We start from the raw sequence: 26,174 nt of genomic DNA, 5'->3' as shown, positions 1-26,174 counted from the left end.
GTTGCTGCTGCGTAGGTGTCTGACACCGCGTTATCCAGCGGTCAGCCGCCCGCGCCCAGCTCCCGTTCCAGTCCCTTCGGGTTCTCAGCCAGCCGCGCCCGGAATTCCTGCGCCACGTCGCCCACGTACACGTCTTCGATGCCATCCTTCAGCGCGCGCACGATGGCGGCGGCGATGGCCGCTGGCGCAACACGCGGGGGCGGGGTGCGTTGTTCCCATTCGTGGTCGACCGGGCCGGGAAACACGTTCACCACCCGCACGCCCGCGCCGCGCATTTCTGCGCGCAGGCATTGCGCCAGCGACAGCGCGGCGGCCTTGGATGCCGACCACATGCCGCGCGCCGGCAGGTTCATGTGCGCGTAGATCGACAGCACGTTGACCCACGCGGCGGCGCTGTTTACGCCGTCGGCGGCGCGGCCACACAGCGCCGGGCCGAAGCTCTGTGCCAGCCGCATCAGCCCCAGCACATTGACGTCCATGGCATCGCGCGCGGTGTTCACGTCCTTGCGGCTCAGCAGCCCGCCCTCGCGCTCCAGGTCGGCCGTGTTGACCAGGATCTCGACCTTGCCGCCGATGGACGCGGCCACGCGCTCCACGGAATCGGTGTCGGTCACGTCTAGCGTCACGGCCTGCACGCGCGGATCGGCCGCCATGGTGTCGAACGCGGCGTCGCGCCGCCACGCCTGCGGGTCGCCCAGGAAGACCAGCGGGCTGCCCGCATCGAGCAGCGCGCGCGCCACGGCCTGGCCCACGGCCGACTTGCCGTCGGTGACCAGCGCGCGGCGGAATTTCGGATCGCACGAGGTCTCGCGCAGTGTCTTGTCGTCTTCCATGTTCGGCGTATTCCTTTCGGGCAAGGCGATCATCACGGCCTGGCCGCTGCGGTCCAGTTTCAGGGCCAGGCGCACGCGCGCGCCGTCGGCGCAGTCCTGGTGGACGTGCGCCACGACGGAGGGACCGGCGTCCATCCGCACCGTGCCCACGCGCCACGGCAGGCGTTCGCGGAAGTACAGGTCGTTGCTGTGATGGAGCGTCGTGCTGACGAGCAGCACGCCGTTCGGGTCGGCGGGCCGCCAGGGCAGGTGCTCGGACAAGCAATGGCCGCAGACTTCGCGCGGCGGGTACTGCACCGTGCCGCAGTCGGCGCAGGTCTGCAGATCGAACCGTCCCTCGGCGGCGGCGGCCGTCAGGCCCAGCGCGGCGCGGCTGCGCGAGCCGGGCGGCAGCGTGGGCTGCCGGGTCCGGGCGACGGGGTTCTTGCGCGGCGGCTTGGCCAGCGGCTCGGTCATGCGTCGCTCCTTGCCAGGATGGCCGCGGCCGTGCACAGCCCGCGGTCGTAATTGATCATGCCAAAGCCGCTGACCAGCCCCATGCGCGCCTCGCGCACCTGCGTGCCGCCGGCCGTGCCCGTCAACTGGCGCAGCGCCTCGACCATGCCCAGGTAGCCGCCGGCCGCGCCGGCCTGGCCCACTGACAACTGGCCGCCGTTGGTGTTGAACGGAAAGCTGCCGTCCACGGTGAACGTGTTGTCGCGCACGAACTGCGGCGCGGCGCCTTTCTCGCAGAACCCCAGGTCTTCCATCTGCATCAGGTTGATGACGGGATAGTCGTCATAGGCCTGCAGGAAGTCCATGTCCGCGGGGGCGGCATTGGCCTGCCCGTACAGGTCGTCGACGTCCATCGTCCAGCCTCCCCGGGTCTGGATGGGATCGTCGATCCACGCGTTGTGGCGCTCGATGGTGGACAGGATGCGCGCATAAGGCAGGTTCAGCGCGCGCGCCCGTTCCTCGCGCATGACGAGGAACGCGTCGGCGCCCGCGCACGGCATGACGCAGTCGAACAGGTGGATCGGCTCGGTGATGACGCGCGCGTCCAGGTACTGGGCGAGCGTCAGCGGCTTTTTCATCAGCGCGTGCGGATAGCGCAGGGCGTTGTCGCGTTGCGCCACGCAGAGCTTGCCGAAGTCCTCGCGCGTGGCGCCGGTCTGGCGCATGTAGTTGGCGGTCAGCAGCGCAAAGCTCGCATTCGGGCCGCCGGCGCCATACGGATAGACGGCGTCCTGCGCAAAGCGCGAGAACTGGCTGACCGTGTTGCGAAACGAGTCCACGTGGTTGGTGTCGCCGGCCAGGCAGGCCACGATGTTGGTATCGCCCGCCTGCACGGCGCGCGCGGCGCGGCGCAGCGCGGCCACGCCGCTCGCCCCGCCCATCGGAATGTGATCGAGCCAGCGCGGCGTCATGCCCAGGTGCTGGACCAGGCCGACCGCCGTGTCGGGCGCCAGCGTGAAGCTGGACACGCACAGGCCGTCGACGTCGGTCTTGGCCAGCCCGGATTGCCGGATCAGCGCGCCCAGCGCGCGTCCCAGCCACCAGTGCGCGGCGTGCGTGGAATAGCGTTCATAGGGAATGGTGACGGGCAGGGCCGCCACGACGCCGTCGTAGCCCAGGCGACTCATGGGCGAGTCCCCTCGGCCGGGCGCTTCTTCATGTGGCACGTGTCCACGCACCGCGCCGTGCCCGGCAGGGTGGGCGCCAGCGCCTTCATTTCGCCGCGCTGGATCTTGTTGGTGGTGGTGAGCGGCAGGCTGTCCACGAACGCGACATACCCGGGCGCCTTGTAGTACGCCAACTGCGACAGCGACCATTGCACGATGCTGCGCGCGGCTTCGGCCATGGCGTCCGCGCCGGCGGGCAGCGTTTCCGGCACGACGCACGCCAGCACCTCGTCGCCGCGCACGGCGTCCGGCACGGCGGCCACCGCCACGGCCTTCACCAGCGGATGCTGCATCAGCACGCTTTCCACTTCCACGGCCGAGATGTTCTCGCCGCTGCGGCGGATGACGTTCTTCTTGCGGTCGACAAAGCGCAGGGCGCCGTCGGCCTCGCGGCGCACGATGTCGCCGGTGTGGAACCAGCCGCCTTCCCAGGCTTCGTTGGTGGCGGCGTCGTCCTTCAGGTAGCCGGCAAAAAATCCATAGCGCGGATCCTCCCCGGCATGGCGCACCAGCAGTTCGCCCGGTTCGCCGATGGCTGCCGGTTCGCCCGCGTCGGTCACGATGCGCACCTCGACGTCAGCTTCCTCGCTGCCGAAGCTGCTGGTGCCGACGTGGCGCGGTTCCTGGTTGGCGATGATGACTGCGCCCGCGCCGGTCTCGGTCATGGCCCAGGCCTCCAGCAGCGGAAAGCCGAAGCGCGCTTCGAAGGGCGCATGCAGCTTGCGGTCCACGCCCGCGCCAAAGCCGAAGCGGATGGCCGGCTGCAGGTCCTGCGGGGAAGGCTCGGCCTTCATCAGGATGGCGGGCATGACGCCCAGGTAGTGCAGCACGGTGGCGCGCGACTCGCGCACGCTGTCCCACCACGAGCGCGGGTGAAAGCGGTCCAGCGGGATCAGGCAGCCGCCCGTCAGCACCATCGCCATCGCGGAATAGGCCATGGCGTTCATGTGCACCAGCGGCAGCGGCGTCAGCATGCGTTCCTGGCCGGGCCGCAGCGCGGCCAGGCCGCCGATGCGGGCGTACCAGCCGCCCGCATGCAGGAAATAGCGGTTGGGCAGGATGCAGCCCTTGGGCCGGCCGGTGGTGCCGGACGTATAGAGAAGCGCGCACTCGGTCAGTTCGGAAGGCGGCGTGCCTTGCAGGGGCGCGGCGAAGGGCGCGGCGGGCGGCGCGTCGTCCGGACCCATCACGCGCAGTTCCCGGCCCGCCCGGTCCGCTGCCGCCTGCAGGTCCGCGTGGCGTCCCGGCAGCGCGACCGCCAGCGCGATCTCGGAATGGCCGGCCAGATACTCCAGTTCGGCGGCGCGCAGGTCCGGATTGATCGGCACGACGGACACGCCCAGCGCATTCAGCGCAAACCAGTGCAGGAAGAACGCGGGCCGGTTTTCCAGCAGCAGGCCGGCGCGGTGGCCGTGGCCATAGCCCGCCTGTTCATAGGCAGCGCGCAGCGTCTCGATGGCGTCGGCCGCCTTGCCGTAGGTCAGTTCGCCGGCCTCGATGCCATAGGCGTGCGCCGTTTCGGGCAGGATGCACAGGAACGGCTGGCCGCCGTGGCGGGATGCGGTGTCGGCAAAGGCCTGGTGGACGGTGGCGGTCACGGTCCGCTCCTACATGAACAGTTGGATGTTGCCGAAGGCCGCGTCGCAGTTGACGAGGTCCACGCGTTTCAGGCGGATGCGCAGCGCGCCGTCCTGCTCCACCAGGTGATGCGTGGCCCAGCCCGCAAAGAGGGTCTGCGTGTCCTGCCGCGTTTCGACGTAATGGAAGGCGGTGCGCACCACGTGCCGCCCTTCGGCAGGCGCCGATTCGGGATGGTCATGCTCGACCGTGGGGGCCTGCAGCAGGTGATGGCTGCGACTCTTGGGCTGCTGCGAGAACGTGCGCTGGCCCGCCAGCCGCTCGACGCGCACGCGCAGCAGCAGCTTGTCCTCGTACATCAGCGAGGCGTGCAGCTTGGCATCGGTCTGGCCGTGCGCCAGCGGCATCCAGTAATAGCCGTCGTCCGTGTACAGGTTCAGCCATTCCTCGAAGCGCAGCTCGTCCAGCATGCGCGCCTCGGTGTAGACAAAATCGATCAACTCGCGGTCGCTTGCGCTCATACCGACTCCGATCCGGTCATGTAGCGGCCCCATGCGCGGTACTGGTTGCGCATCTGCCATTCGTTGGTGCCATTGGTGACGACGTTCTTCTGGTCCGCTTCGCCCGGCGCGTAAAGCCGTCCCACGTTGACCCAGTCGCGTGCGCGCGAGTGCAGGCCGTCCTGGGCGCGTTCGTACATTTCCAGGTCGTCGTGGCCCACCACGGACGTCGGCGCGTTGATGAGCCGGTTGTACATGAGCGTGCGTTCAAGCAGCAGGTCCGGCGCGCCTACCAGGCGGAATGTCCAGGACTCCACCAGCGTGCGGTCGGCGGCGATCGGCTTGAAGATCCGCAGCGTCTGGATCGGCCCCTTGACCATGATGTTGGGGAAGTACACCGTGTTGTGGCGCACGTCGCCCAGGATCGCCTTGGCGCGGTCTTCGCCGTAGGCCTGCACCATCGAGTCCCAATAGCCCGGGACGCCCGAATACGAGGCGTGGATGGAGTCGGAAACCCCGGTGTGCCCGTGTCCGTTTTCCCAGACGCGGATGCCCATGTTCTCGAAGAACTCGTAGGGCGAGATGAACGGCGCGAACAGCTCGACCGCCATCGGCTTGGGCGTGCCTTCGGGCGCCTGTTCCCAGACCTTCACCGCCGTGCCCGCCGAGGATTCGTGCGCGACCATCGGATGGCAGGTGTCGGTCTGGTTGTCGACCAGCATCTTCCAGTTGCAGCGGTGCATGTAGCGCAGCACGCCGCCGGCGACCTCAAGGCGGCCTTCGGGCGAGCGGTCGACCATGTTGTCCAGCGTCGAAAGCGAATCGCCGAAGAATTCCTCGAACGACTGGCCCTCGGGGTTCAGGCGGCAGAAGACGAAGCCGCGATGGTTGCGCACGTTTTTCACGGCCGCCATGCCCTGGCTGGCTTCGCAGTTTTCCAGGCCGGTGTTCTCGTAGCCTTTTTTCAGCGGGATCGACAGCAGGCTGCCGTCCGTCTTGAACGTCCAGGCGTGATAAGGGCAGCGAAAGAACTTGCCCGTGTTGCCGCAGGCGTCGCCCGCGACCATGGTGCCCTTGTGCGGGCAGCGGTTGTGCAGCACGCGCACGCTTTTGTCGCTGTGGCGGACCATCACCACGGGCTGGTTGCCGACGGTGGTGGTGATGTAGTCGCCCGGGTTGGGCACCTGGCTGTCATGGCCGACATAGACCCAGGTGTTGGCGTACAGGCGTTCCATCTCCAGGTCGAACAGTTCCTGGTCGATGAAAAGGTCCTTGTGCACCTCGGTGTCGCGGAGCAGCGCGCGGATGGCGTCGGGATTGTCGCGGTATTTGCCCATGGTCGCTTCCTTGTCGGGGACTACAGGTCCAGCACCAGGCGCGCGGACTTGGCGCGCGAGATGCAGATCTGGATGATCTTGCCGCTCGCCTTCTCGGTGTCGGAAAGGTAGTAATCGCGGTGGTCGGGTTCGCCTTCCAGCACGGTGGCCTGGCACACGCCGCATTCGCCGCGCTTGCAGTCGACCATCGGGTCGCAGCCTTCTTCTTCCATCACCTCGACGATGGTCTTGTCGGCGGGAATCGTCAGCACGCGGCCGGACTGGCGCAGTTCGACCTCGAAGGCCTGGTCGCCGGCCTGCGGCGCGGCCGTCGCGAAAAGCTCGAAATGGATATGGGCGTCGGGCCAGTGGCGTGCGTGCGCGCCCTGGATGACGGCGTCGATCAGCCCCTTGGGACCACAGACGTACAGGTGCTGGCGCGGGGTGGCCGACGCCAGCAGCGCCTGCAGGTCGAACCGGCTCGCGGGATCGTCGTCGGCGTGCAGCGTCAGGTCGCCGCCCGCCAGCGCCTGCAGCTCGGGCAGGAAGGCAAGCTGGTCCTTGCTGCGGCCGCAGTAATGCAGATGGAACGCGCGGCCGGCGGACTTGAGCGCGGCGGCCATGGACGCAATCGGCGTGATGCCGATGCCGCCCGCAATCAGAATGACCGGCTCGTCGCCGGCAGGCGATTCGTGCAGCGGAAAGTCGTTCTTCGGGCCTTCCACGGTCAGCACGTCGCCCTCCGACAGCGCGTGCATGTGGCGCGATCCGCCCTGGCTGGTTTCTTCCAGCCGCACGCCCAGGCGGTACTCGGCGGGTTCGGCAAAGCGTCCCGCCTCGGGCGCCAGCTGCACCAGCGAATAGCAGCGCGGGTCGCGCAGGCTGGGGATCGTCACCTTCAGGTGCGCGCCGGGGCCGAAGGCGGGCAGCGCGCCGCCGTCTTCGCGCGCCAGCCGGAACGAGCGGATCAGCGGCGATTCCTGCCGGACTTCCCGGACGATCAGTTTGAGTGTCTGCACGATGTCTGTCTCTGTCTGATGGCGGCCTCAGGCGGCCAGTTTTTCCGCAATCTGGCGTTCCATGGGCTCGCACTTCACGTTGGCAAGCGCCGTGTCGCGCAGCGCGCGCAGCGCGTCGGCGGCATCGGGACGGCCGGCCAGCTGGTCCGCCGCCGCGATGAGCTGCCGGTACTTGCCGCCGCCGCGCACATGGGTATCGCTGTAGCCCTTGACCAGGCGGCGGCAGTTGACGGTTTCGACCGCCAGCGCGTAGTCGCGCGGCGCCAGGCGGGCCACCAGCGCCAGCCACGTTTCCAGCGATTCGGTCTCGATCTGGTGGCGCAGCGTGCCGCGCCGGAAGCGCCGCATGCCGGCCAACGTGTACAGCATCAGGAAGCCGCCCAGCGTGCCGCTGCGCAGGCGGCGGCCCTTGCCGAGCCGGCGCTCCACGAAGCCGCCGAAGGCCTTGGAGCCCTCCAGCCAGCGGCCCAGCCGCGCCGGCAGGGTGCCGCAGATTTCTTCCAGCCGAGGGTGCATGAATTCGGTGGTGTCCACGAGCTGGCCGGGGCGCGCGCCGACTTCCGAACGCACGCGGTCAAAGCGCGCGCCGCGCGTCTTCAGGTCCGCCACGCGGATCACGTCGTCGTACGCCATGGCCGTGGCCACGTAGCGCGCGGCGGCACAGGTCAGCGCCCATTGGCGGGCGTCGCCGCCGTGCTGCGCGTCCAGGTCGCGGATCGCCTTCATCCGGCGCAGGTAGTCTTCGGCGTAGGCCAGGTCCTGGAATTCGATCTGTCGGCGCACGCCCGCGGTCAGCATGGGCTGCGCACAGGCCGGAAAGTCGCGCCGGATGGCGTCCAGCAAGGCCTGCGCGCGCGGGCTGGCGGCGCGCTCGGGCACGGGCGGAACGGGACGCGCGAGGTCGATGGCGGCGGGCGCGTCCGGCGCCTTGTCGGCCGACTCGAAGCCCAGCGCAAACGCCCGCAGGCTCGCGTCCACGCCCAGGCCCGCGCGCCGCACGGTGGCCTCGAAGTCGTCGCGTGTAAAGGGCAGGGCGCCGCTGCCGGCCACCGCGCCAAAGAGGCTGGCGCTGATGACGCTGCCGGCGCGGTCGGCCAGATCCTGCAGGTCGAAGCACAGGAAGCGGCGCGCGGCGGCGCGTCCCGCTTCCAGCACCTTGTTCGGGTCCGCGATCCCGTTGCCGGGCGCGGACTTTTCGCTGACTGCAAAGCTGCGGTGCGACGACGCGATCAGGACCGTGCGTTCGGGCGTCACGAGACCGCGCTGGATGGCGCGGCCGCCTTCCATCAGTTCGGCGGCCACCACCAGGTCCACGTCGCCCGGCGTGGGCATCAGCGCCAGGGCCGGCTGGCGGCCGGCGCGCTGCACGTCGGCCTCGGGCAGCAGCTCCAGGTAGTAGATCGTGGCGCCGGTGCGCTGCGCCACGCCCGGCACCGAGGTGGTCTGCGCCCACCAGCCCGCGTGCTCGGCCATGTCGACGATCCAGTCGGCCAGCACGCCGCCGCCCTGGCCGCCCATGGCCAGGATGGCGATCTTGATGGGGTTGCCTTGTTGCATCGCCGCCGCGTTCATGGTGCTGGGTTCCTCAAAGGGCGTCGTGCGCCAGGCGCGCCGCGCGGCGCCGTTGCAGAAAGCCGATCACCGCGCCGCGCAGGCGCGCCACGAAGCGGTCGGCGCTGGTCGGGTTGTGGATGATGTCGGCGCGGTAGAACGACGGGCAGAGCACGGCCGCATGCGCGACCTCGCCACAGTTGCCGCAGCCCACGCAGCTGCTTTCCACGTGCGCGACCGGGTCTTCCTTGAGGGGATCGCCGCTGTCCTTGACCGTCAGCGACGGGCAGCCGGACAGCCGGATACAGGCGTGGTCGCCCGTGCAGACATCCGGATCCACGCCAAAGCGTTCCTTCACGACGCGCTTGCCTTCCTTGACCGCCTTGTTGAAGAGCGGCTTCACGCGCCGCTGCTTGTTCAGCATGCATTCGGACTGCGCGATGATGACCTTGGGACCCTTGATGTCGGTGGTCAGCGCCTCTTCGATGGTGGCGCGCACCTTGGCGACGTCGTAGGTCCTGTCCAGCGTGCGCACCCACTTCACGCCCACGCCGCGCACGGCCTGGTCGATCGGATTGTTGGTCGAGCGGTCGGGGTTGTCGGCGCGCGAGGACAGGATGTCCTGCCCGCCGGTGGCCGAGGCGTAGAAGTTGTCGACGATGACGATGACGCCGTCGTACTTGTTGAACACCGCGTTGCCGATGCCGGACGCCAGCCCGTTATGCCAGAAGCCGCCGTCGCCCATGATGGAGATGGGCCGCTTGGCGGCCGGCACGTTGAACGCGGCCGCGCTTGAGGCGCCCAGCCCGTAGCCCATCGTCGTGGCGCCCAGGTTGAACGGCGGCAGGATGGAAAACAGGTGGCAGCCGATGTCGCACGAGATATGGTGCTGGCCCAGCGTTTCCTGCGCCAGCGTCAGCGCGGAAAAGATCGGCCGCTCCGGACAGCCCGTACAGAAGCCGGCGGGCCGCGGCGGCACCACGGCGGCCAGGCCTTCGACGTGCTTGTGGAAGGTGATGGGCTGCTCGGCGGGGCGCGCGGGTTTGGGCCGCGAGATTTCGGTGATCGAGATCGCGGCAGGTTCCGCCTGCGGTTCAGCCGGGGCTTGCGCCTGGCCATCCGCCGCCACCGCCGGATGCGTCTGCAGCGATTCCGGCCGGTTGCGCTTGAGGAACTCGCGCAGGCCGTCGCGCATGACCTGGGTGGTGTATTCGCCTGCCATCGGCAGCACGTCCTTGCCGGACAACTGCGTGCTCACACCCGCGCGGCGCAGCACCGCGTGCAGGTTCTGCTCGATGTAGTCGGGCTGGCCTTCCTCCAGCAGCAGCACGGCGCGCTTGCCCCGGCAGAAGTCGATGACCTCGTCCTCGATGAGGGGGTAGGTCACGTTCATGACATACAACGGGATGCGGCTGTTGCCGAAGTTGTCGGCCAAGCCCAGCAATTGCAGCGCGCGGATCACGCCGTTGTACAGGCCGCCCTGCAGGATCAGTCCGATATCGTCCTGCTCGCCGTCGAAGTGTTCGTTGAGCTGGTGTTCCTTGATGTAGCGGATGGCCGCGGGCCAGCGCTCCTTGATCTTTTCCTGTTCGTGCAGGAACGACGCCGGCGGCAGCACGATGCGGCTGGTGTCGCGCGCCGGGCTTTCCAGCGCCTCGGCCAGGCTGAAGGCCGGGCGCTTGTTTTCCTTGGCGATGAAGCGCCCGTGCACGTGGCAGCCGCGGATGCGCAGTTGCAGCATCACGGGCGTCTTGCTGGCTTCGGACAGCGCAAAGCCGTCTTCCACTGCCTTGACCATGCTTTCCAGATTCGGGCGCGGGTCCAGCAGCCAGATCTGCGACTTCATGGCGAACGCGTGCGAGCGTTCCTGCATGATCGACGAGCCTTCGCCATAGTCTTCGCCCACGATGACCAGCGCGCCGCCCGTGACGCCGCCCGAGGCCAGGTTGGCCAGCGCGTCGGACGCGACGTTGGTGCCCACCGTGGATTTCCAGGTGACGGCGCCGCGGATGGGGTACATGACGGAGGCCGCCAGCGTGGCCGCGGCCGTGGCTTCCGAGGCGCTGGCCTCGAAGTGCACGCCCAGTTCCTGCAGGATGTCGCTGGCGTCGGCCAGCACGTCCATCAGATGCGAGATCGGCGAACCCTGATAGCCAGCGACGTAGCCCACGCCCGATTGAAGCAGCGCCTTCGTGACGGCAAGAATCCCTTCGCCGCGAAATTCCTCGCCCGCGCCGATGCGCAGCTGCTGGACTTCTTTCTTGAAAGATCTTTCCGCCATCTGGATCCCTTGAGCGGACCCGGGCGGGTCCTTAATCCGTGCTGCCGTGCAGCATCGTCCTGCCACGAAAACATCGCCTGAAAAATACTTTAGGAGTCAACGTTTTAGCTGTCAATAAAAAAGATGAAATTTCATGGAAATCAAAAAATATCACGCTAAAACAAGGGTGTATATACTGGTTGTCCTTTAGCTTTTTGACGGTTTTGGAGCGCTGCAATGGTGCAAAAACGGGTTGCGATTTGGGGTATACCCTGTGCTGCGCAACAGCATTGCGGTACATCATGGCGCGCGGCTGCGCCGTCGTGGTGCAATTCGCTTTTCGGCAACGGGGCGGGCCTTCGAAATGGGTGCGTGGGAGCAAACCAACATGCAGGCAGATAAGCCACGCGGCACGCGCGCGGCAGCGGCGGGCCCGCGGTTCGTCGACGGCTACCTGGCCTACCTGCTCGCGCAGGCCAGCCAGCGCATCTCGGCGGAATTCCATCAACAGGTCAAGGCCGCCGGGTTGTCCGTGACCGAATGGCGCGTGCTGGCCAGTCTTCAGGGCAGCGCCGGCGAAACCATCGGCAGCCTGGCGGTGCTGGCCATCACCAAGCAGCCCACGCTCAGCAAGGTCGTGCAGCGCATGGAGGCCGACGGGCTGGTGGCCCGCACCGGCGTACGCGCAGACCGCCGTCAGACGCGGGTCTGCATCACGGCCAAGGGCTCAAACCTCATCGGCGGGCTGTGCGAGCAGGCCTTGCAGCATCAAAAGGCGGTGCTCGCGCCCTTCGGCGAAGCCAAGGCCGCGATGCTCATCGAAATGCTCGATGTTCTGATGACCGAGCACGTGCCGCTGGAGCTGCCCATCGACACCGACGAATGACGCCTTCCGTTGCAAGCACGCACTCGAACATCGTTCGGTCCGATTATTTCGTTACATGCTTATGCGTCCCTGATTGCCCGCTCTCTCTGAAAACCCCCTCCGGTACGCACAAACCCTGAATTGACGCGGGTCTCGCCGCTAGGCACACTCGCGCCGGTATTCAGACTACTGTCAGGAGTTGACACCTATGCGCCGCACTTTGATTGCTATCGCGATCGCCGCCGCCGTGGCAGTGCCCTCGATCGGGCAAGCCAAGACCTTCCGCTGGGCCGCCCAGGGCGACATCCTCACGTTCGACCCGCACTCGCAAAACGAGGGCATGACGATCGCCGCCAACAGCTACATCTACGAGCCGCTGGTCGACTACGACAAGTCCTTCAAGGTGTCGCCGCGACTGGCCACGGAATGGGAGCAGGTGTCGCCCACGCTGTATCGCTTCAAGCTGCGCCCCAACGTCAAGTTCCATGACGGCGCCGCGTTCACCGCCGACGACGTGGTGTTCTCGATCCACCGCGCCATGGCGCCCACGTCCAACTACAAGGCCTACACCACCGGCATCAAGGAAGCGCGCAAGATCGACGACCTGACGGTCGAGATCGAAACCTCGGCGCCCAACCCCGTGCTGCTGCGCCAGCTGACCAACGTGTTCATCATGAACAAGGCCTGGTCCGAAAAGAACAACATCGCCAAGCCGCAGGACTTCGTCAACAAGGAAGAAACCTACGGCGCGCGCAACACCAACGGCACCGGTCCCTACAAGCTCAAGAGCCGCGAAGTCGACGTGCGCACGGTCTTCGAGGAAAACAAGGACTGGTGGAACAAGGCCGGCAAGGTCGGCAACGTGACCGAAGTCGTGTTCACCCCGATCAAGCAGAACGCCACGCGCACCGCAGCACTGTTGTCCGGCGAGATCGACTTCGTGCTGGATCCGGCCGCGCAAGACCTGGACCGCCTGCGCCAGTCGCAGAAGGTTGTCGAGGGCAACGAATACCGCACCATCTACCTGGGCCTGGACCAGAAGCGTCCGGAGCTGCAGTATTCCAACATCAAGGGCAAGAACCCGTTCCAGGACGTGCGCGTGCGCGAAGCGCTGTACCGCGCCATCGACGTCGACGCCATCAAGCGCGCCGTGATGCGCGGCCTGTCGGCGCCCACCGGCACGATGATCGCGCCGCAGGTGCATGGCTGGGCCGAATCGCTGCACAAGCGCGTGCCCTATGACCCCGAAAAGGCCCGCGCCCTGCTGAAGGAAGCCGGCTACGACGGCACGCTGAACTTCACGCTGGACTGCCCGAACAACCGCTACATCAACGACGAAGCCATCTGTCAGGCCGTCGTCGGCATGTGGGCCAAGGTCGGCGTCAAGGCCACCATGAATGCCATGCCGCGTTCCACCTACTTCCCGAAGGTGCAGTCGTTCGACACCAGCGCCTACCTGTTCGGCTGGGGCGTGCCCACGTTCGACGCCATGTACACGCTGCAGAACCTGATCCGCACCAAGGGCGAGGGCGCGGACGGCATGTACAACCTGGGCAACTACAGCAACAAGGAACTGGACGTCATCATCGACCGGATCAAGACCGAGACCGATCCCAAGAAGCGCGACGCCGACATCATCACCGTGCTGGAAGGGCACGCCAAGGACTTCGGGCACATCCCGCTGCATGACCAGGTCATCCCCTGGGCCATGCGCAAGAACGTCACGGTCATCCACCGTGCCGACAACCGCCTCGTTGCCGATTGGGTCAAGGTTGACTGATCCAGGCTAACCAGACGGCGGGACCTACCCGGTTCCGCCGTCTTGCTTTTTTCCGCCTATGTTCGCTTTCATACTGCGTCGCCTGTTGCAGGCCGTAGCGGTGATGCTCACCGTCGCGCTACTGGCCTTCGTGCTTTTTCAATACGTCGGCGACCCTGTCACCATCATGCTGGGACAGGACGCCACCGATGCCGAGCGCATCGAACTGCGTGAACGCCTGGGCCTGAACGAGCCTGCCATCGTTCAATTCGGCCATTTCGTGGCCAATGCCGTGCAGGGCAATTTCGGCATCTCCCTGCGCCAGAGCGAACCCGTTTCCACCCTGCTGAAATCCCGCCTGCCCGCCACGCTTGAGCTGTCGATGGTGGCTGCCTTGCTGGCGCTGGTCGTGGGTGTGCCGCTGGGCGTGTACACCGCGCTCAAGCGCAACAGCCTGGTCTCGCAGATGCTGCTGGCCGGGTCGCTGCTGGGCGTGTCGCTGCCGACCTTCCTGATCGGCATCCTGCTGATCCTGGTGTTCTCGGTGCAACTGGGCTGGCTGCCCAGCTACGGGCGCGGCGATACCGTCAGCCTGGGCTGGTGGACCTCGGGCCTGTTCACCGCCACGGGCTGGAAGCATCTCATCCTGCCGTCCATCACGTTGTCGCTCTTCCAGATGACGCTGGTGCTGCGGCTGGTGCGCTCCGAAATGCTGGAGGTCCTGCGCTCGGACTACATCAAGTTCGCGCGCGCCCGGGGCCTGAAGCGCCGCGCCATCCACTTCGGCCACGCGCTCAAGAACACGATGGTGCCCGTCATCACCATCACCGGCCTGCAGCTGGGCGGCATCATCGCCTTCGCCATCGTGACCGAGACCGTGTTCCAGTGGCCGGGCATGGGCCTGCTCTTCATCCAGGCCGTCCAATTCGCCGACGTGCCGGTGATGGCCGCGTACCTGTGCCTGATCGCGCTGGTGTTCGTGGTCATCAACCTGATCGTCGATCTTCTGTATTTCGTCGTGGACCCGCGGCTGCGTTCCGGGCTGACTCGCGGCGGGGGGGCTCACTGATGCGCGCCGTACTCAAACGCTGGTGGGACAGCGACATTGCCTGGGCCTGGCGCCGGGCGCCCGTGGCCATCGTGGCCACCCTGTTGCTCGCGGCGCTCTTAATCGGTTCCTTCGGGGCCGGCTGGGTCGCGCCGCACAATCCGTTCGACCTGACCAAGGTCGAGCTGCTGGACGCGTTGCTGCCGCCGGCCTGGGAACCCAACGGGCAGGCCACGTACCTGCTGGGCACCGACAGCCAGGGCCGCGACCTGTACTCGGCCATCCTGTACGGCACGCGCGTGTCGTTGCTGATCGGCCTGGCCTCGGTGCTGCTGTCCATGCTGATCGGCATCGTGCTCGGGCTGGTGTCGGGTTATGCCGGCGGCCGCATCGACGCCTTCATCATGCGGGTCGCCGACGTGCAGCTCTCGTTCCCCGCCATCCTGATCGCGCTCCTGATCGACGGCGTGGCGCGGGCGGCGGTGCCGCGCGAGATGCACGAGATCATCGCCTTTCCGGTGCTGATCGGCGCCATCGCGCTGGCCGGCTGGCCGCAGTACGCCCGCACGGTGCGCGGTTCGACGCTGGTCGAAAAGAACCGCGAGTACGTGCAGGCCGCGCGCGTGATCGGCGTGGCCTCGCCCGTCATCATGTTCCGCCACGTGCTGCCCAACGTGCTGGGTCCGGTGCTGGTGCTGGCCACCGTGCACCTGGCCACCGCCATCATCACCGAGGCGACGCTGTCGTTCCTGGGGGTGGGGGTGCCGCCGACCGCGCCGTCGCTGGGCACGCTGATCCGGATCGGCAACGATTTCCTGTTTTCCGGAGAGTGGTGGATCACCATTTTCCCGGGCGCGGCGCTGGTGCTGCTGGTGCTGTCGGTCAACCTGCTGGGTGACTGGCTGCGCGATGCGCTCAATCCGCGACTGAACTGAGGTAACCATGAGCGCATTACTCGAAGTCCGCAACCTGCGCGTGGAATTTCCCACGCGCCGCGGCACGCTACGCGCCCTGGACGATGTGTCCTTTTCCATCCAGGCTGGCGAAGTCCTGGGCGTGGTGGGCGAATCCGGCGCCGGCAAATCGCTGACCGGCGCTTCCATCATCGGCCTGCTTGAACCCCCCGGCCGCATTGCCGCCGGCGAGATCCTGCTGGCGGGCCGGCGCATCGACAACCTGCCCGACGAACAGATGCGCCGCGTGCGCGGCCGCGAGATCGGCGCGGTGTTCCAGGACCCGCTGACCTCGCTGAACCCGCTGTACACGGTGGGCAGGCAACTGGCCGAAACCATCGTCACGCATCTGGACATGACGTGGGCGCAGGCGCGCAACCGCGCGGTGGAACTGCTGGCGTCCACTGGCATCCCCGCCGCGCGCGAGCGCATCGACCACTACCCGCACCAGTTTTCCGGCGGCATGCGCCAGCGCGTGGTGATCGCGCTGGCCCTGGCCGCCGAGCCGAAGCTGGTGGTGGCCGACGAACCCACCACCGCGCTGGACGTGTCGATCCAGGCGCAGATCATCGAACTGCTCAAGCGCCTGTGCCGCGAGCACGGCACGGCCGTCATGCTGATCACGCACGACATGGGCGTGATCGCCGAGACCGCCGACCGCGTGGCGGTGATGTACGCCGGCCGCGTGGCCGAGATCGGGCCGGTGGCCGACGTGATCCACAAGCCGCGCCACCCCTACACGGCGGGGCTGATGGGGTCCATTCCCACGCTCGAAGGCCACATCGAGCGGCTGGTGCAGATCGACGGCAGCATGCCGCGGCTGAACGCCATTCCGCCGGGCTGTGCGTTCAACCCGCGCTGCGGCCAGCGCCTGCCGCGCTGCGCGCACGACCGCCCCGAGCTGATGCCCGCGGGCACGTCGCGCGCGGCCTGTTGGCTGCATGACAAAGGCAATACGTTGGAGGTGGCCGCATGAGCACGCCCTTGGTTCAAGTAAAGGACGCGGCGCGCTGGTTCGACGTGTCGCCGCCCTGGCTGGAGCGCACGCTGGCGCGCAAGCCCAAAGTGATGCTGCGCGCGGTGGACGGGGTGTCGTTCGACATCGCCCGCGGCGAGACGCTCGCCTTGGTGGGCGAATCCGGCTGTGGAAAATCGACGGTCGCCCGCATGCTGGTGGGGCTGTACGGCCTGACCCGCGGCGACATCCAGTTCGATGGCCAGCCGCTGTCGCGCATGTCCGAGTCGGGCGGCCGCGCCTTGCGAAAGCGCCTGCAGATGATCTTCCAGGATCCGTATGCCAGCCTGAATCCGCGCTGGCGCGTGGGCCGCATCATCGCCGAGCCGATGCTGACCCACACGCAGATGACACAAGACGAGCGCGTCGCGCGCGTGGGCGATCTGCTCCGGCAGGTGGGGCTGGACCCGGCGGACCAGGGCCGCTATCCGCACCAGTTCTCGGGCGGCCAGCGCCAGCGCATCTCGATTGCGCGGGCGCTGGCGGTGAATCCGGAGTTCCTGGTGTGCGACGAGCCCACCTCGGCGCTGGACGTGTCGGTGCAGGCGCAGGTGCTGAACCTGATGAAGGACCTGCAACGCAAGCTGGGGCTGACGTACCTGTTCATTTCCCACAACCTGGCCGTCGTGCACCACGTGGCCGACCGCGTGGGGGTGATGTACCTGGGGCGCATGGTGGAAGTGGCGCCGCGCGACGAACTCTTTGCACGGCCGCGGCATCCCTACACGCGGATGCTGCTCGAGGCGATTCCGGACATCAACGGCGCGGGCAAGCCGCGCACGGCGGTGGCGGGCGAGGTGCCCAATCCCCTGAATCCGCCGTCCGGCTGCACCTTCCATCCGCGCTGCCCGCACGCCAACGACCGATGCAAGGCCGAGGCGCCGGCCGCGAAGCTGGCGGGGGTGTCGATCGTGGCCTGCCACGCCGTCGAGGAAGGCCGGATCACCGTGTAATCCTGCCGCCGCCGCGGACCGGGCGCCTGCCCGGGCTGCGGCGGGCCGAGCTCAATGGCGGTGGTTGTGGACGTCGTCGTAGGGCGTGTCGTCGTCCTCGTCGTCCGTGTCGTCGTCCTCTTCCTCGTCTGCTTCGTCCGGATCGGGCTGCGGTTCCTCGGTCAGGGCGAAAGGCAGCACTTCCTCAAGGTTGTCGGACCAGGCGGACTCTTCGCCGTCGTGGTCCAGCTTGATGAAGCGCTCGCCGTCGTTCAGCGAGATCTGGATCGCCCACAGGTACAGGCAGTCGTAGGTGTCGTCATCGGACTGCGGCAGGCCGCCGCGGTTGCCGAGCAGGCGCGCGCCCGGCCCGCCCATCTGCACGTGCGTCTGTTCCTCGTCCGCCTCGGCTTTCTCGTCCATTGGGACGCCGTAGGTCACCCATTCGGTGCCTTCGTCGCCCAGCACCACTTCCGCCAGCACCGGCTTGCCCAGATAGGCGCTGAGGGCGTCCGCGGTCTTGGCCAGCATGTCCAGTTCGGGGGCGCTGAAATGGGTCAAGGAAGCGGGTGGAGTGGCAGAGGCGGACATGTTGGTTCCTGGGCGCGATGAAGCCGCGACGGCACGGCAGATACGTCAGGCGCTATTGTCGCGCGAACGGCGCTGCGTTGCATCGGGCGCTTGGATTACGAAGAAACGTGTGCGGTATCCGGATGGCGTGCCGGGGCGGCGGCATATCGGTGACGTATACATCGAGCCGGACGAGGCCTACACTGGCCGGCTTTCGTCTTCCTGCCTTTCCGTTTCAAACATGCGCGCCGACGCTCCGCAGCTTCCCCTCCGCTTTTTCCTGTTCCCCCTGCTGGCCGCCCTGATCTGGTCGGTCAACATGATCGTGACCAAGATGGCCGCCGGCGTGATCGCGCCCGCCGCCATCGGCTTTTACCGCTGGGCGCTGGCGGGCATCGTGCTGACCCCCTTTGCGTTGCCTGGCGTCTGGGCGCAGCGACGCCAGGTGCTGGCGCATCTGCCGAAGTTCGCGGTGCTGGGCGGACTGGGCATGGCGCTGTACCAGGGCCTCGCGTACGTGGCGGCCGCCTCGACCACGGCCACCAACATGGGTTTCATCACCGCGATGATTCCGCTCATGACCATCGCCGTCATGGCGGTCATCATGCGTGAGCGGCCCTCGGCGATGGCGGTGCTGGGCAGCCTGGTCTCGCTGGCCGGGCTGGCGCTGCTGATCGGCGAGGGCGATCCGGCCCGGCTGCTGTCGGTGGGCGCCAACCACGGCGACGTGCTGATGGGGCTGGGCGCGCTGGCCTATGCGCTGTACGGCGTGCTGCTGCGGCGCTGGGCGCTGCCGGTGGGGCCGTGGCAATCGCTGTACGTGCAGGTCGCGTTCGGCATCCTGTTCCAGCTTCCCGCCTTCCTGATGGCCGCGCCGTCGCCGCTCAATGCGGCCAACGTGCCGCTGGTGCTGTATGCCGCGGTGTTCCCGTCGCTGTTCGCGCCGTATCTGTGGATGCAGGGCGTGCGCCACCTGGGGCCCAACCGCGCCAGCATCTTCCTGAACGTCATGCCCGTGTTCACGGTGGCCATCGCGGCGCTGTTCCTCGATGAAAAGCCGCATCTCTTTCACATTGCCGGCGGCGCGCTGGCGCTGGCCGGCGTGATGCTGGCGCAGATGCGCACGCCGGGCATGCCGGGGCGCGCGGCAAAAACCCGCTGACGCGGCAAGGGGCCGGATCACGCCTGCCGCACGCCGGTCAGGGTTCCGGCCTACAATCAACGGTTTCTCAGCTATATCTCACCTACGAGCCCATGGCCCAATACGTCTACACCATGAACCGCGTCGGCAAGATCGTGCCGCCCAAGCGGCAGATCCTGCGCGATATCTCGCTTTCGTTTTTTCCTGGCGCCAAGATCGGCGTGCTGGGCCTGAACGGCTCGGGCAAGTCGACGCTGCTGAAGATCATGGCGGGCGTCGACCGCGAGATCGAAGGCGAAGCCGTGCCCATGCCCGGCCTGAACATCGGTTACCTGCCGCAGGAACCGCAGCTCAATCCCGAGCACACCGTCCGCCAGGCGGTCGAGGAAGGCCTGGGCGCCGTCGTCACCGCCAAGAAGCGCCTGGACGAGGTCTACGCCGCGTACGCGGAACCCGACGCCGATTTCGATGCGCTGGCCGCTGAACAGGCCGAACTCGAAGCCATCATCGCCGCCGCCGCTTCCAGCGGCGCGGACGACATCGAACACCAGATGGAAATCGCCGCCGACGCGCTGCGCCTGCCGCCCTGGGACGCCATCGTCGGCAAGCTGTCCGGCGGTGAAAAACGCCGCGTGGCCCTGTGCCGCCTGCTGCTGTCCAAGCCCGACATGCTGCTGCTGGACGAGCCCACCAACCATTTGGACGCCGAGAGCGTGGAGTGGCTGGAGCAATTCCTGCACAAGTTCCCCGGCACCGTCGTCGGCGTGACCCACGATCGCTACTTCCTGGACAACGCGGCCGAATGGATCCTGGAACTGGACCGCGGCTACGGCATCCCCTGGAAGGGCAACTACAGCTCGTGGCTCGAACAGAAGGAAGACCGCCTCAAGCAGGAAGAGTCCTCCGAATCCGCGCGCCAGAAGACCATCAAGAAGGAACTGGAGTGGGTGCGCCAGAACCCGAAGGGCCGCCAGGCCAAGGCCAAGGCGCGTCTGGCGCGTTTCGAGGAATTGTCTTCCTACGAATACCAGAAGCGCAACGAAACCCAGGAAATCTTCATTCCCGTGGGCGAGCGCCTGGGCAACGAGGTCATCGAGTTCAACAATGTCAGCAAGGCCTACGGCGACCGCCTGCTGATCGACAACCTCAGCTTCAAGGTGCCGCCGGGCGCCATCGTCGGCATCATCGGCGCGAACGGCGCCGGTAAGTCCACGCTGTTCCGCATGATCGCCGGCCGCGAGCAACCGGATTCGGGCGAAGTGAAGATCGGCCAGACCGTCAAGCTGGCGTACGTCGACCAGTCGCGCGACGCGCTGGAAGACAAGAAGACGGTATTCGACGCGGTGGCTGACGGCGCCGACCTCTTGACCGTGGGCAAGTTCGAAATGTCGTCGCGCGCCTATCTGGGCCGCTTCAACTTCAAGGGCGGCGACCAGAACAAGGTCGTGGGCCAGCTCTCGGGCGGCGAACGCGGCCGCCTGCACATGGCCAAGACGCTGATCGCCGGCGGCAACGTCCTCTTGCTTGACGAACCGTCCAACGACCTCGACGTCGAAACGCTGCGCGCCCTGGAAGACGCGCTGCTCGAGTTCCCCGGCAGCGTCATGGTCATCAGCCACGATCGCTGGTTCCTGGACCGTATCGCCACGCACATCCTCGCGTTCGAAGGCGATTCGCAAGTCGTGTTCTTTGACGGCAACTACCAGGAATACGAAGCCGACAAAAAGCGCCGCCTGGGCGAAGAGGGCGCCAAGCCCAAGCGCCTGCGCTACAAGGCGCTGAAGTAAAAAGCCGAAAGCCGATTCCTCTGGTGTCTGACACCCAGGTGGCACAGCGGTCGATTCAGGACGCCGCCGCAAGGGTGTGAGACACCAGCCAGTAGGAACACACGCCAAGCATCCCGGCCAAGCGCCGGGATTTTTTTCGGCCAGGCGTTATGCTGACAGCTTGTCCTGGGAGTCTTTCACCATGCTGCTGTCCGCCACCGATTCCACCCTGCTGATCGTCGACATGCAGGGCCGCCTGATGCCTGTCATTCACGACGGCGATGCCGTGCTCAACGCCGCGCACAAGCTGGCGCAGGCGGCGCGGCTGCTTGATGTGCCGGTCGTGGCCACCGAGCACCACAGCAAGATGCTGGGCGTGACCGTGGACCCGTTGCGCGAACTAATCCAGGCCACCTTCCAGAAGATGCACTTTTCCTCGGCCCGGGAACCGGGCTTCGACGGCTGGCTGCCGGCCTCGCGCCGCACGGTGCTGGTGGCGGGCTGCGAGGCGCACATCTGCGTGCTGCAAACCGTCATCGGCCTGGTGGAACTGGGCTACAAGGCCGTGCTGGTCGCGGACGCGGCAGGTTCGCGCAAGTCCTCAGACCATCATGCCGCGTTGCGCCGGGCCCGCGCGCACGGCGCGGAAATCGTCACGTCGGAAATGGCGATTTTCGAGTGGATGGAGACCTGCGAGCACCCGCGCTTTCGCGACGTGTTACGTCTGGTCAAATAGCGGCCCGCGCCTGCAACATCGTCCCCAGGAGAGCGCAACGATTTGCTCTCCCTTTGACACAATTCCTGGGCAAACCTAACACCATGTCCCCGGATATTTTGCGATCCTGAAGGCTCCTAACCCCAAAAAGGTCCGCGCGCTCGCGTTTAGTTTCACCGGTGCGGCCCCGGGTAAAAGAACAGGAGCTTCATCATGAAAATCGCATCGCTTTCCAAGATCTGTGCCGCCGTGGCGCTGGCTGCCACCATGGCGGGTTGTTCATCGTGGGATGGCATGAGCCATCGCCAGAAGAGTACCGTGGGCGGCGCCGCACTGGGCGGCGTGGCGGGCGCCGTCATCACCAACGGCGGCGTGCTCGGCACAGTCGGCGGCGCGGCGATCGGCGGTGTGATCGGCGACCAGGTGGGCAAGCGCTAAGCCTTCGTCGCCCCAAAAGCAACGCCCGGCAATGCCGGGCGTTTTTTTATGCGCAACGCGCGCCGGCAGGGCCGGCGCACAGCAGAGACATCAGGTCTCGTTCTGCGGCATTTCGATCTTCACTTCCAACACCTCGAGCGTGTCCTGGCGTTCCAGGTGCACCTTGATGTCTTCAGGATTGATCTTCACGTACTTGGAAATGACCGCGATCAGTTCCTGCTGGAGTTGCGGCAGGTAATCGGGGGAATCCCCGCGGCCACGCTCGTGGGCAAGGATGATCTGCAACCGTTCTTTGGCGACGGACGCGGAGGTCTTCTTTTGACCGAGCAGAAACGACAGGAAGGACATCGCTTACTTGCCTCCGAACAGGCGTTTCAGGAAACCCGGCTTTTCGTAGTCGGTAAAGCGCAGGGCCTTGTCTTCGCCAAGGTAACGGCTGACCACGTCCTTGTAGGCTTCCGAGACGTCGGTGTCTTTCAGGTGGATGGCAGGCAAGCCCTGGTTCGAGGCCTGCAGCACGGCTTCCGATTCGGGAATCACACCGATGAGCTTGATGCGCAGGATGTCTTCGATGTCGGTCAGCGACAGCATTTCGCCGTCGGACACGCGCTTGGGGTTGTAGCGCGTGAGCAGCAGGTATTCCTTGACCGGCTCGTCACCCTCGACCGCGCGCTTGGACTTGGCGGCCAGGATGCCCAGGATACGGTCGGAGTCGCGCACCGACGAGACTTCGGGGTTGGTGACCACCAGCGCGTCATCCGCGAAGTAGGCCGCCATCAGGGCGCCGGTCTCGATGCCCGCGGGGGAGTCGCAGACGATGTAGTCGAAACCCATTTCCTTCAGGTCGTTGATGACCTTTTCCACGCCTTCCTGCGTCAGCGCATCCTTGTCGCGCGTTTGCGAAGCCGGCAGGATGAAAAGGTTTTCGAGCTGCTTGTCCTTGATGAGCGCTTGCTTGAGGGTCGCCTCGCCCTGGATCACATTGACGAAGTCATACACCACGCGACGCTCGCAACCCATGATGAGGTCGAGGTTGCGCAGGCCGACGTCGAAGTCGATGACAGCGGTCTTGTGGCCCCGCATCGCGAGGCCCGCGGAAAAACTGGCGCTCGTCGTGGTTTTGCCCACGCCGCCTTTGCCGGAAGTCACCACAACAATGCGTGTCATGACGATCAAACCCTTATGTTCGAATAAATCGCGTTATCGTAAAGCAAAAAGCCCGTGTAAGGCTTCTTACAGGATGTGTTGAGATTTGAGCGGGCCGCTGCCGGGCCGCCGTCTCGCAGGATGCCGCACACAGCGCGCGGCATCAGGCCTTCAGCGCTTCGATGCGCAGCGTGTCGCCATCCAGCCGGACCAGCGCGGGCTGATTCTGCAGCGTGCGGTCGAGCTTGTCCTCGACCACGCGATACACGCCCGCCACTGCCAGCAGTTCCGCATCCAGATGCGTCGTGAAGATGCGCGCCGACGTATCGCCGCGCGCGCCGGCCATGGCCTTGCCGCGCAGCGGACCGTAGACGTGCACGTTGCCGTCGGCGATGACCTCGGCGCCCTGGCTGACCATGCCGATCACCACCAGGTCCGTGTGGCGGGCATAGACGCGTTGCCCCGAACGCAGCGGGCGCGTGATCACCAGCGCCGAAGACGAGTGCGGCGCCGCGGCCGTCGGACTGGACGCGGACGTGGTGCTGCTGGCCGCGCGGGCGGGCAGGGGATCCGCATCGGGCGCCGGGGCGGCAGCCTGCGCATCGGCGGCTTCATCAGCCGCAGGCTTGTCTTGCGCGGCCGCATCGGACGCAGGCGCCGGCGCGGCCTGGGCCGAGGTGTCGGTGGGCGCGGGCGCGATTTCGACCGCGGCCGCGGGCACGGACGGCACCGGCGTGGCGACGTCGTTGGGCGGCGCGGTGTCCACCACGGGGGCGGGGCGCGCTGCCGGCGTGGACAGTTCGACGGGCGTCAGGCCGGCTTCGCGCGCGGCTTGCAGGTTGGCGCCTTCGGCCACCACGCCGATCGGGGGCAGGTTGTGGCCGCGCAGCGCCGCCACCAATGCCGTCCAATCGATCTTTTCCTCGACGCGGCTGGCGTCGATGACGACGGGCTCGTTTTCAAAGAAGCTGCCGGCATCGGTCATGCGTTTGGCGAGCGCAGCGTTCAGGCGTTCGGGATCGGCACTATGCAAAACCACCCGGATGGCATAAAGGGTGGCGCTCTTGAAGTCCAGGGCTAGCGATTCAGTGTTCATCTTGATTTTGGCTGGCGGTCTGGACGCCGGAAAACGGCGTCCTCGACCGGCTGCGGGATGTCGGGGATGATAACCCGCCCGGGACGGCCTGCGCCGGGCTCACGGCGAAAGAAAAAGGCGCCGCAAGGCGCCTTTTCCCGGTATTGCGCGCGTGGGCGCGTCAACCCTGGGCCCAGGAATCGCGCAGGGTCACGATGCGGTTGAGCACCGGCGCGTCAGGCGTCGAGTCCTTCAGGTCGGCCGTGAAGTAGCCCAGGCGCTCGAATTGCCAGGTGGCGCCGGGCGTGGCCACGGTGCCGGGCTCCAGCCAGGCCGTGACGGTCTGCTTGGAGTTGGGGTTCAGGCAGGCCAGGAAGTCCTTGTCGCCGCCGTCCGGGCGCGGATCGGCAAAGAGGCGGTCGTACAGGTGAATCTGGGCAGGCACCGCGTGCGCCGCGCTCACCCACGTGATGTTGCCCTTGACCTTGACGCTGTCCGCGCCGGGCGTGCCGCTCTTGGTGTCGGGCAGGTATTCGGCCTGCACTTCGACGACTTCGCCGGCTTCGTTCTTGGTAAAGCCGGTGCAGCGCACGACGTAGCCGTACTTCAGGCGCACGGTGTTGCCCGGGAACAGGCGGAAATACTTCTTGGGCGCCTCCTCGCGGAAGTCGTCGCGCTCGATCCACAGTTCGCGCGACAGCGGGAATTCACGCACGCCGGCCTCGGGGTCATGCGGATTGCGCGGCGCGGTGCAGGTTTCGGTCTGGCCTTCGGGGTAGTTGGTGATGACCAGCTTGATCGGGTCCAGCACGGCGACCGAACGCGGGGCGATGGGGTCCAGATCGTCGCGCACGGCCTGCTCCAGCAGGCTGTAGTCGATGCGCGAGTCGGACTTGGACACCGCGGTGCGGTCGCAGAACAGGCGGATCGACGCGGGCGTGTAGCCGCGGCGGCGCAGGCCGAAGATGGTGGGCATGCGCGGATCGTCCCAGCCGTCCACGTGGCCTTCCTTCACCAGTTGCAGCAGTTTGCGCTTGCTGGTGACCACGTAGCTCAGGTTCAGGCGGGCGAATTCGTATTGATGCGGCAGCGGCTGGGCCAGCTTGCCCAGTTCGGCCAGGCGCGCCAGGATCCAGTCGTAGAACGGACGCTGGTCTTCGAATTCCAGCGTGCAGACGCTGTGCGTGATGCCTTCCAGCGCGTCTTCCACCGGGTGCGCCCAGCTGTACATCGGGTAGATGCACCACTGGTCGCCGGTGCGGTGGTGCGTGGCGTGGCGCACGCGATACATGACCGGGTCGCGCAGGTTGATGTTGGGCGAAGCCATGTTGATCTTCGCGCGCAGCACCAGGCTGCCGTCCGGATGCTTGCCGTCGCGCATCTCGCGCAACAGCGCGATGGACTCGGCGGCCGGGCGGTTGCGCCAGGGCGAGTCCGTGCCGGGTTCGGTCAGGGTGCCGCGATTGGCGCGAATCTCGTCGGCGCTTTGCTCGTCGACGTAGGCATGGCCGGCTTCGACCAGGGCTTCGGCGAACTCATACATATAGCCGAAGTAGTCGCTGGCGAAATACAGGTTCTCGCGGCCGTCGGCCTTCCAGTCGAAGCCCAGCCAGTGGACGGCCTCGATGATGGCGTCGACGTATTCCTGGTCTTCCTTCTCGGGGTTGGTGTCGTCAAAGCGCAGGTGGCAGACGCCACCGAAGTCGCGCGCCAGGCCGAAGTTCACGCAGATGCTCTTGGCGTGGCCGATGTGCAGGTAGCCGTTGGGCTCCGGCGGAAAGCGCGTGCGGATGCGGGCCGGGTCCGCTTCCCCCTGCTGCTGCAAGGCCGCCGGGCCAGGCTTGCCCGCCCAGCGCTTGCCCTGGAAGCGGTTGGCTTCGAGGTCGTCTTGGACGATGTTGAGCAGGAAGTTTGATGCGGCGGGGGTCGGCGTCGTGGCGGAGGTCATTCTTGAAAGAATAGGAAAAAGCAGCGACAAAGCGTCAATTTTGCCACGTTCCGCACCGCGCCCCTTTTCGTCACGCCTGCAACCG

At 66.7% G+C, this 26,174-nt stretch carries 23 protein-coding genes; 10 read left to right on the top strand and 13 right to left on the bottom strand.

Annotation, left to right across the window (positions count from 1 at the left end; translation table 11 throughout):
* Positions 1 to 41 precede the first annotated feature (41 nt).
* The 8 genes from KVT32_RS19810 to KVT32_RS19775 are packed head-to-tail and all read right to left on the bottom strand — an operon-like array spanning position 42 to position 10,739.
* Positions 42 to 1,289, bottom strand: coding sequence for an SDR family NAD(P)-dependent oxidoreductase (locus KVT32_RS19810; RefSeq protein ID WP_152383540.1), 1,248 nt, complete (start codon positions 1,287 to 1,289; stop codon positions 42 to 44).
* Positions 1,286 to 2,455, bottom strand: a complete 1,170-nt coding sequence (locus tag KVT32_RS19805) for a thiolase family protein (RefSeq protein WP_152383541.1) — start codon at positions 2,453 to 2,455, stop codon at positions 1,286 to 1,288. The genes KVT32_RS19810 and KVT32_RS19805 overlap by 4 nt, the downstream gene beginning before the upstream one ends.
* On the bottom strand, positions 2,452 to 4,092 hold the full coding sequence (locus tag KVT32_RS19800; protein ID WP_217618758.1) for an AMP-binding protein: 1,641 nt from the start codon (positions 4,090 to 4,092) through the stop codon (positions 2,452 to 2,454). The genes KVT32_RS19805 and KVT32_RS19800 overlap by 4 nt, the downstream gene beginning before the upstream one ends.
* A gap of 9 nt (positions 4,093 to 4,101) precedes the next feature.
* Positions 4,102 to 4,593, bottom strand: coding sequence for an aromatic-ring-hydroxylating dioxygenase subunit beta (locus KVT32_RS19795; RefSeq protein WP_217618757.1), 492 nt, complete (start codon positions 4,591 to 4,593; stop codon positions 4,102 to 4,104).
* Positions 4,590 to 5,909 (bottom strand): aromatic ring-hydroxylating dioxygenase subunit alpha, encoded by a 1,320-nt coding sequence (locus tag KVT32_RS19790; protein WP_217618756.1) that lies wholly within the window; start codon positions 5,907 to 5,909, stop codon positions 4,590 to 4,592. The genes KVT32_RS19795 and KVT32_RS19790 overlap by 4 nt, the downstream gene beginning before the upstream one ends.
* A 20-nt stretch (positions 5,910 to 5,929) precedes the next feature.
* A complete protein-coding gene (locus KVT32_RS19785; protein ID WP_217618755.1) occupies positions 5,930 to 6,907 on the bottom strand; it encodes a 2Fe-2S iron-sulfur cluster-binding protein in 978 nt (325 codons plus the stop codon).
* A 27-nt stretch (positions 6,908 to 6,934) separates the two neighbouring features.
* Positions 6,935 to 8,479 (bottom strand): indolepyruvate oxidoreductase subunit beta family protein, encoded by a 1,545-nt coding sequence (locus KVT32_RS19780; RefSeq protein WP_217618754.1) that lies wholly within the window; start codon positions 8,477 to 8,479, stop codon positions 6,935 to 6,937.
* A gap of 13 nt (positions 8,480 to 8,492) precedes the next feature.
* Complete coding sequence (locus KVT32_RS19775) at positions 8,493 to 10,739, bottom strand: indolepyruvate ferredoxin oxidoreductase subunit alpha (protein ID WP_217618753.1); 2,247 nt, start codon at positions 10,737 to 10,739, stop codon at positions 8,493 to 8,495.
* A 367-nt stretch (positions 10,740 to 11,106) separates the two neighbouring features.
* Here KVT32_RS19775 and KVT32_RS19770 point away from each other — a divergent pair, with 367 nt between their 5' ends.
* The 6 genes from KVT32_RS19770 (at position 11,107) to KVT32_RS19745 (ending at position 17,311) form a co-directional block, all read left to right on the top strand.
* Positions 11,107 to 11,604: a MarR family winged helix-turn-helix transcriptional regulator gene (locus KVT32_RS19770; protein WP_217618752.1), complete on the top strand. Its 498-nt coding sequence runs from the start codon at positions 11,107 to 11,109 to the stop codon at positions 11,602 to 11,604.
* Positions 11,605 to 11,791: 187 nt separating this feature from the next.
* Positions 11,792 to 13,363: an ABC transporter substrate-binding protein gene (locus tag KVT32_RS19765; protein WP_062840337.1), complete on the top strand. Its 1,572-nt coding sequence runs from the start codon at positions 11,792 to 11,794 to the stop codon at positions 13,361 to 13,363.
* A gap of 58 nt (positions 13,364 to 13,421) precedes the next feature.
* On the top strand, positions 13,422 to 14,411 hold the full coding sequence (locus tag KVT32_RS19760; RefSeq protein ID WP_008158681.1) for an ABC transporter permease: 990 nt from the start codon (positions 13,422 to 13,424) through the stop codon (positions 14,409 to 14,411).
* Positions 14,411 to 15,325: an ABC transporter permease gene (locus KVT32_RS19755; RefSeq protein WP_056321125.1), complete on the top strand. Its 915-nt coding sequence runs from the start codon at positions 14,411 to 14,413 to the stop codon at positions 15,323 to 15,325. The genes KVT32_RS19760 and KVT32_RS19755 overlap by 1 nt, the downstream gene beginning before the upstream one ends.
* 7 nt (positions 15,326 to 15,332) lie before the next feature.
* The gene (locus KVT32_RS19750; protein ID WP_217618751.1) at positions 15,333 to 16,319 is read left to right on the top strand and encodes an ABC transporter ATP-binding protein; all 987 of its coding nucleotides are present in this window, start codon (positions 15,333 to 15,335) and stop codon (positions 16,317 to 16,319) included.
* A complete protein-coding gene (locus KVT32_RS19745; RefSeq protein WP_062840340.1) occupies positions 16,316 to 17,311 on the top strand; it encodes an ABC transporter ATP-binding protein in 996 nt (331 codons plus the stop codon). Before KVT32_RS19750 ends, KVT32_RS19745 begins: the two co-directional genes overlap by 4 nt.
* Before the next feature lie 51 nt (positions 17,312 to 17,362).
* Here the strand turns inward: KVT32_RS19745 and KVT32_RS19740 are convergent, their stop codons facing one another.
* Positions 17,363 to 17,881: a hypothetical protein gene (locus tag KVT32_RS19740; RefSeq protein ID WP_175156632.1), complete on the bottom strand. Its 519-nt coding sequence runs from the start codon at positions 17,879 to 17,881 to the stop codon at positions 17,363 to 17,365.
* Positions 17,882 to 18,101: 220 nt separating this feature from the next.
* On the opposite strand from KVT32_RS19740, the gene KVT32_RS19735 reads away from it, so the two are divergent.
* From KVT32_RS19735 to KVT32_RS19720, 4 genes are all read left to right on the top strand, one after another.
* Complete coding sequence (locus KVT32_RS19735) at positions 18,102 to 19,022, top strand: DMT family transporter (RefSeq protein ID WP_056321137.1); 921 nt, start codon at positions 18,102 to 18,104, stop codon at positions 19,020 to 19,022.
* 92 nt (positions 19,023 to 19,114) lie between these two features.
* Entirely contained in the window at positions 19,115 to 20,788 is a 1,674-nt protein-coding gene (gene ettA, locus KVT32_RS19730) for an energy-dependent translational throttle protein EttA (protein ID WP_056321139.1), read from the top strand.
* 181 nt (positions 20,789 to 20,969) lie between these two features.
* A complete protein-coding gene (locus KVT32_RS19725) occupies positions 20,970 to 21,503 on the top strand; it encodes an isochorismatase family protein (protein ID WP_152383549.1) in 534 nt (177 codons plus the stop codon).
* A 192-nt stretch (positions 21,504 to 21,695) separates the two neighbouring features.
* Positions 21,696 to 21,920 carry a glycine zipper 2TM domain-containing protein gene (locus KVT32_RS19720; RefSeq protein ID WP_056321146.1) on the top strand — a complete coding sequence of 75 codons (225 nt, stop codon included), beginning with the start codon at positions 21,696 to 21,698 and terminating at the stop codon, positions 21,918 to 21,920.
* 90 nt (positions 21,921 to 22,010) lie between these two features.
* Here the strand turns inward: KVT32_RS19720 and minE are convergent, their stop codons facing one another.
* The 4 genes from minE to KVT32_RS19700 form a co-directional block, all read right to left on the bottom strand.
* Positions 22,011 to 22,268, bottom strand: a complete 258-nt coding sequence (gene minE, locus KVT32_RS19715) for a cell division topological specificity factor MinE (protein WP_006217654.1) — start codon at positions 22,266 to 22,268, stop codon at positions 22,011 to 22,013.
* Between the two features lie 3 nt (positions 22,269 to 22,271).
* The gene (gene minD / locus KVT32_RS19710) at positions 22,272 to 23,087 is read right to left on the bottom strand and encodes a septum site-determining protein MinD (RefSeq protein ID WP_008158705.1); all 816 of its coding nucleotides are present in this window, start codon (positions 23,085 to 23,087) and stop codon (positions 22,272 to 22,274) included.
* Between the two features lie 142 nt (positions 23,088 to 23,229).
* Entirely contained in the window at positions 23,230 to 24,162 is a 933-nt protein-coding gene (gene minC, locus KVT32_RS19705; protein ID WP_175156631.1) for a septum site-determining protein MinC, read from the bottom strand.
* 160 nt (positions 24,163 to 24,322) lie between these two features.
* A complete protein-coding gene (locus tag KVT32_RS19700; protein ID WP_128830049.1) occupies positions 24,323 to 26,089 on the bottom strand; it encodes a glutamine--tRNA ligase/YqeY domain fusion protein in 1,767 nt (588 codons plus the stop codon).
* Positions 26,090 to 26,174: the final 85 nt, after the last annotated feature.

The sequence above is a fragment of the Achromobacter sp. GbtcB20 genome, from assembly GCF_019091095.1.
Classification (GTDB): Bacteria; Pseudomonadota; Gammaproteobacteria; order Burkholderiales; family Burkholderiaceae_B; genus Achromobacter; species Achromobacter mucicolens.
This window is presented reverse-complemented; position numbering and strand designations above follow the sequence as displayed.

Excerpts from the sequence above, each read along its gene's own strand:
- KVT32_RS19810 (WP_152383540.1), bottom strand. The coding sequence starts at position 1,289 with ATGACCGAGCCGCTGGCCAAGCCGCCGCGCAAGAACCCCGTCGCCCGG.
- KVT32_RS19805 (WP_152383541.1), bottom strand. The coding sequence starts at position 2,455 with ATGAGTCGCCTGGGCTACGACGGCGTCGTGGCGGCCCTGCCCGTCACC.
- KVT32_RS19795 (WP_217618757.1), bottom strand. The coding sequence starts at position 4,593 with ATGAGCGCAAGCGACCGCGAGTTGATCGATTTTGTCTACACCGAGGCG.
- KVT32_RS19790 (WP_217618756.1), bottom strand. The coding sequence starts at position 5,909 with ATGGGCAAATACCGCGACAATCCCGACGCCATCCGCGCGCTGCTCCGC.
- KVT32_RS19780 (WP_217618754.1), bottom strand. The coding sequence starts at position 8,479 with ATGAACGCGGCGGCGATGCAACAAGGCAACCCCATCAAGATCGCCATC.
- KVT32_RS19775 (WP_217618753.1), bottom strand. The coding sequence starts at position 10,739 with ATGGCGGAAAGATCTTTCAAGAAAGAAGTCCAGCAGCTGCGCATCGGC.
- KVT32_RS19770 (WP_217618752.1), top strand. The coding sequence starts at position 11,107 with ATGCAGGCAGATAAGCCACGCGGCACGCGCGCGGCAGCGGCGGGCCCG.
- KVT32_RS19765 (WP_062840337.1), top strand. The coding sequence starts at position 11,792 with ATGCGCCGCACTTTGATTGCTATCGCGATCGCCGCCGCCGTGGCAGTG.
- KVT32_RS19760 (WP_008158681.1), top strand. The coding sequence starts at position 13,422 with ATGTTCGCTTTCATACTGCGTCGCCTGTTGCAGGCCGTAGCGGTGATG.
- KVT32_RS19755 (WP_056321125.1), top strand. The coding sequence starts at position 14,411 with ATGCGCGCCGTACTCAAACGCTGGTGGGACAGCGACATTGCCTGGGCC.
- KVT32_RS19750 (WP_217618751.1), top strand. The coding sequence starts at position 15,333 with ATGAGCGCATTACTCGAAGTCCGCAACCTGCGCGTGGAATTTCCCACG.
- KVT32_RS19745 (WP_062840340.1), top strand. The coding sequence starts at position 16,316 with ATGAGCACGCCCTTGGTTCAAGTAAAGGACGCGGCGCGCTGGTTCGAC.
- KVT32_RS19740 (WP_175156632.1), bottom strand. The coding sequence starts at position 17,881 with ATGTCCGCCTCTGCCACTCCACCCGCTTCCTTGACCCATTTCAGCGCC.
- KVT32_RS19735 (WP_056321137.1), top strand. The coding sequence starts at position 18,102 with ATGCGCGCCGACGCTCCGCAGCTTCCCCTCCGCTTTTTCCTGTTCCCC.
- ettA (WP_056321139.1), top strand. The coding sequence starts at position 19,115 with ATGGCCCAATACGTCTACACCATGAACCGCGTCGGCAAGATCGTGCCG.
- KVT32_RS19725 (WP_152383549.1), top strand. The coding sequence starts at position 20,970 with ATGCTGCTGTCCGCCACCGATTCCACCCTGCTGATCGTCGACATGCAG.
- KVT32_RS19720 (WP_056321146.1), top strand. The coding sequence starts at position 21,696 with ATGAAAATCGCATCGCTTTCCAAGATCTGTGCCGCCGTGGCGCTGGCT.
- minE (WP_006217654.1), bottom strand. The coding sequence starts at position 22,268 with ATGTCCTTCCTGTCGTTTCTGCTCGGTCAAAAGAAGACCTCCGCGTCC.
- minD (WP_008158705.1), bottom strand. The coding sequence starts at position 23,087 with ATGACACGCATTGTTGTGGTGACTTCCGGCAAAGGCGGCGTGGGCAAA.
- minC (WP_175156631.1), bottom strand. The coding sequence starts at position 24,162 with ATGAACACTGAATCGCTAGCCCTGGACTTCAAGAGCGCCACCCTTTAT.
- KVT32_RS19700 (WP_128830049.1), bottom strand. The coding sequence starts at position 26,089 with ATGACCTCCGCCACGACGCCGACCCCCGCCGCATCAAACTTCCTGCTC.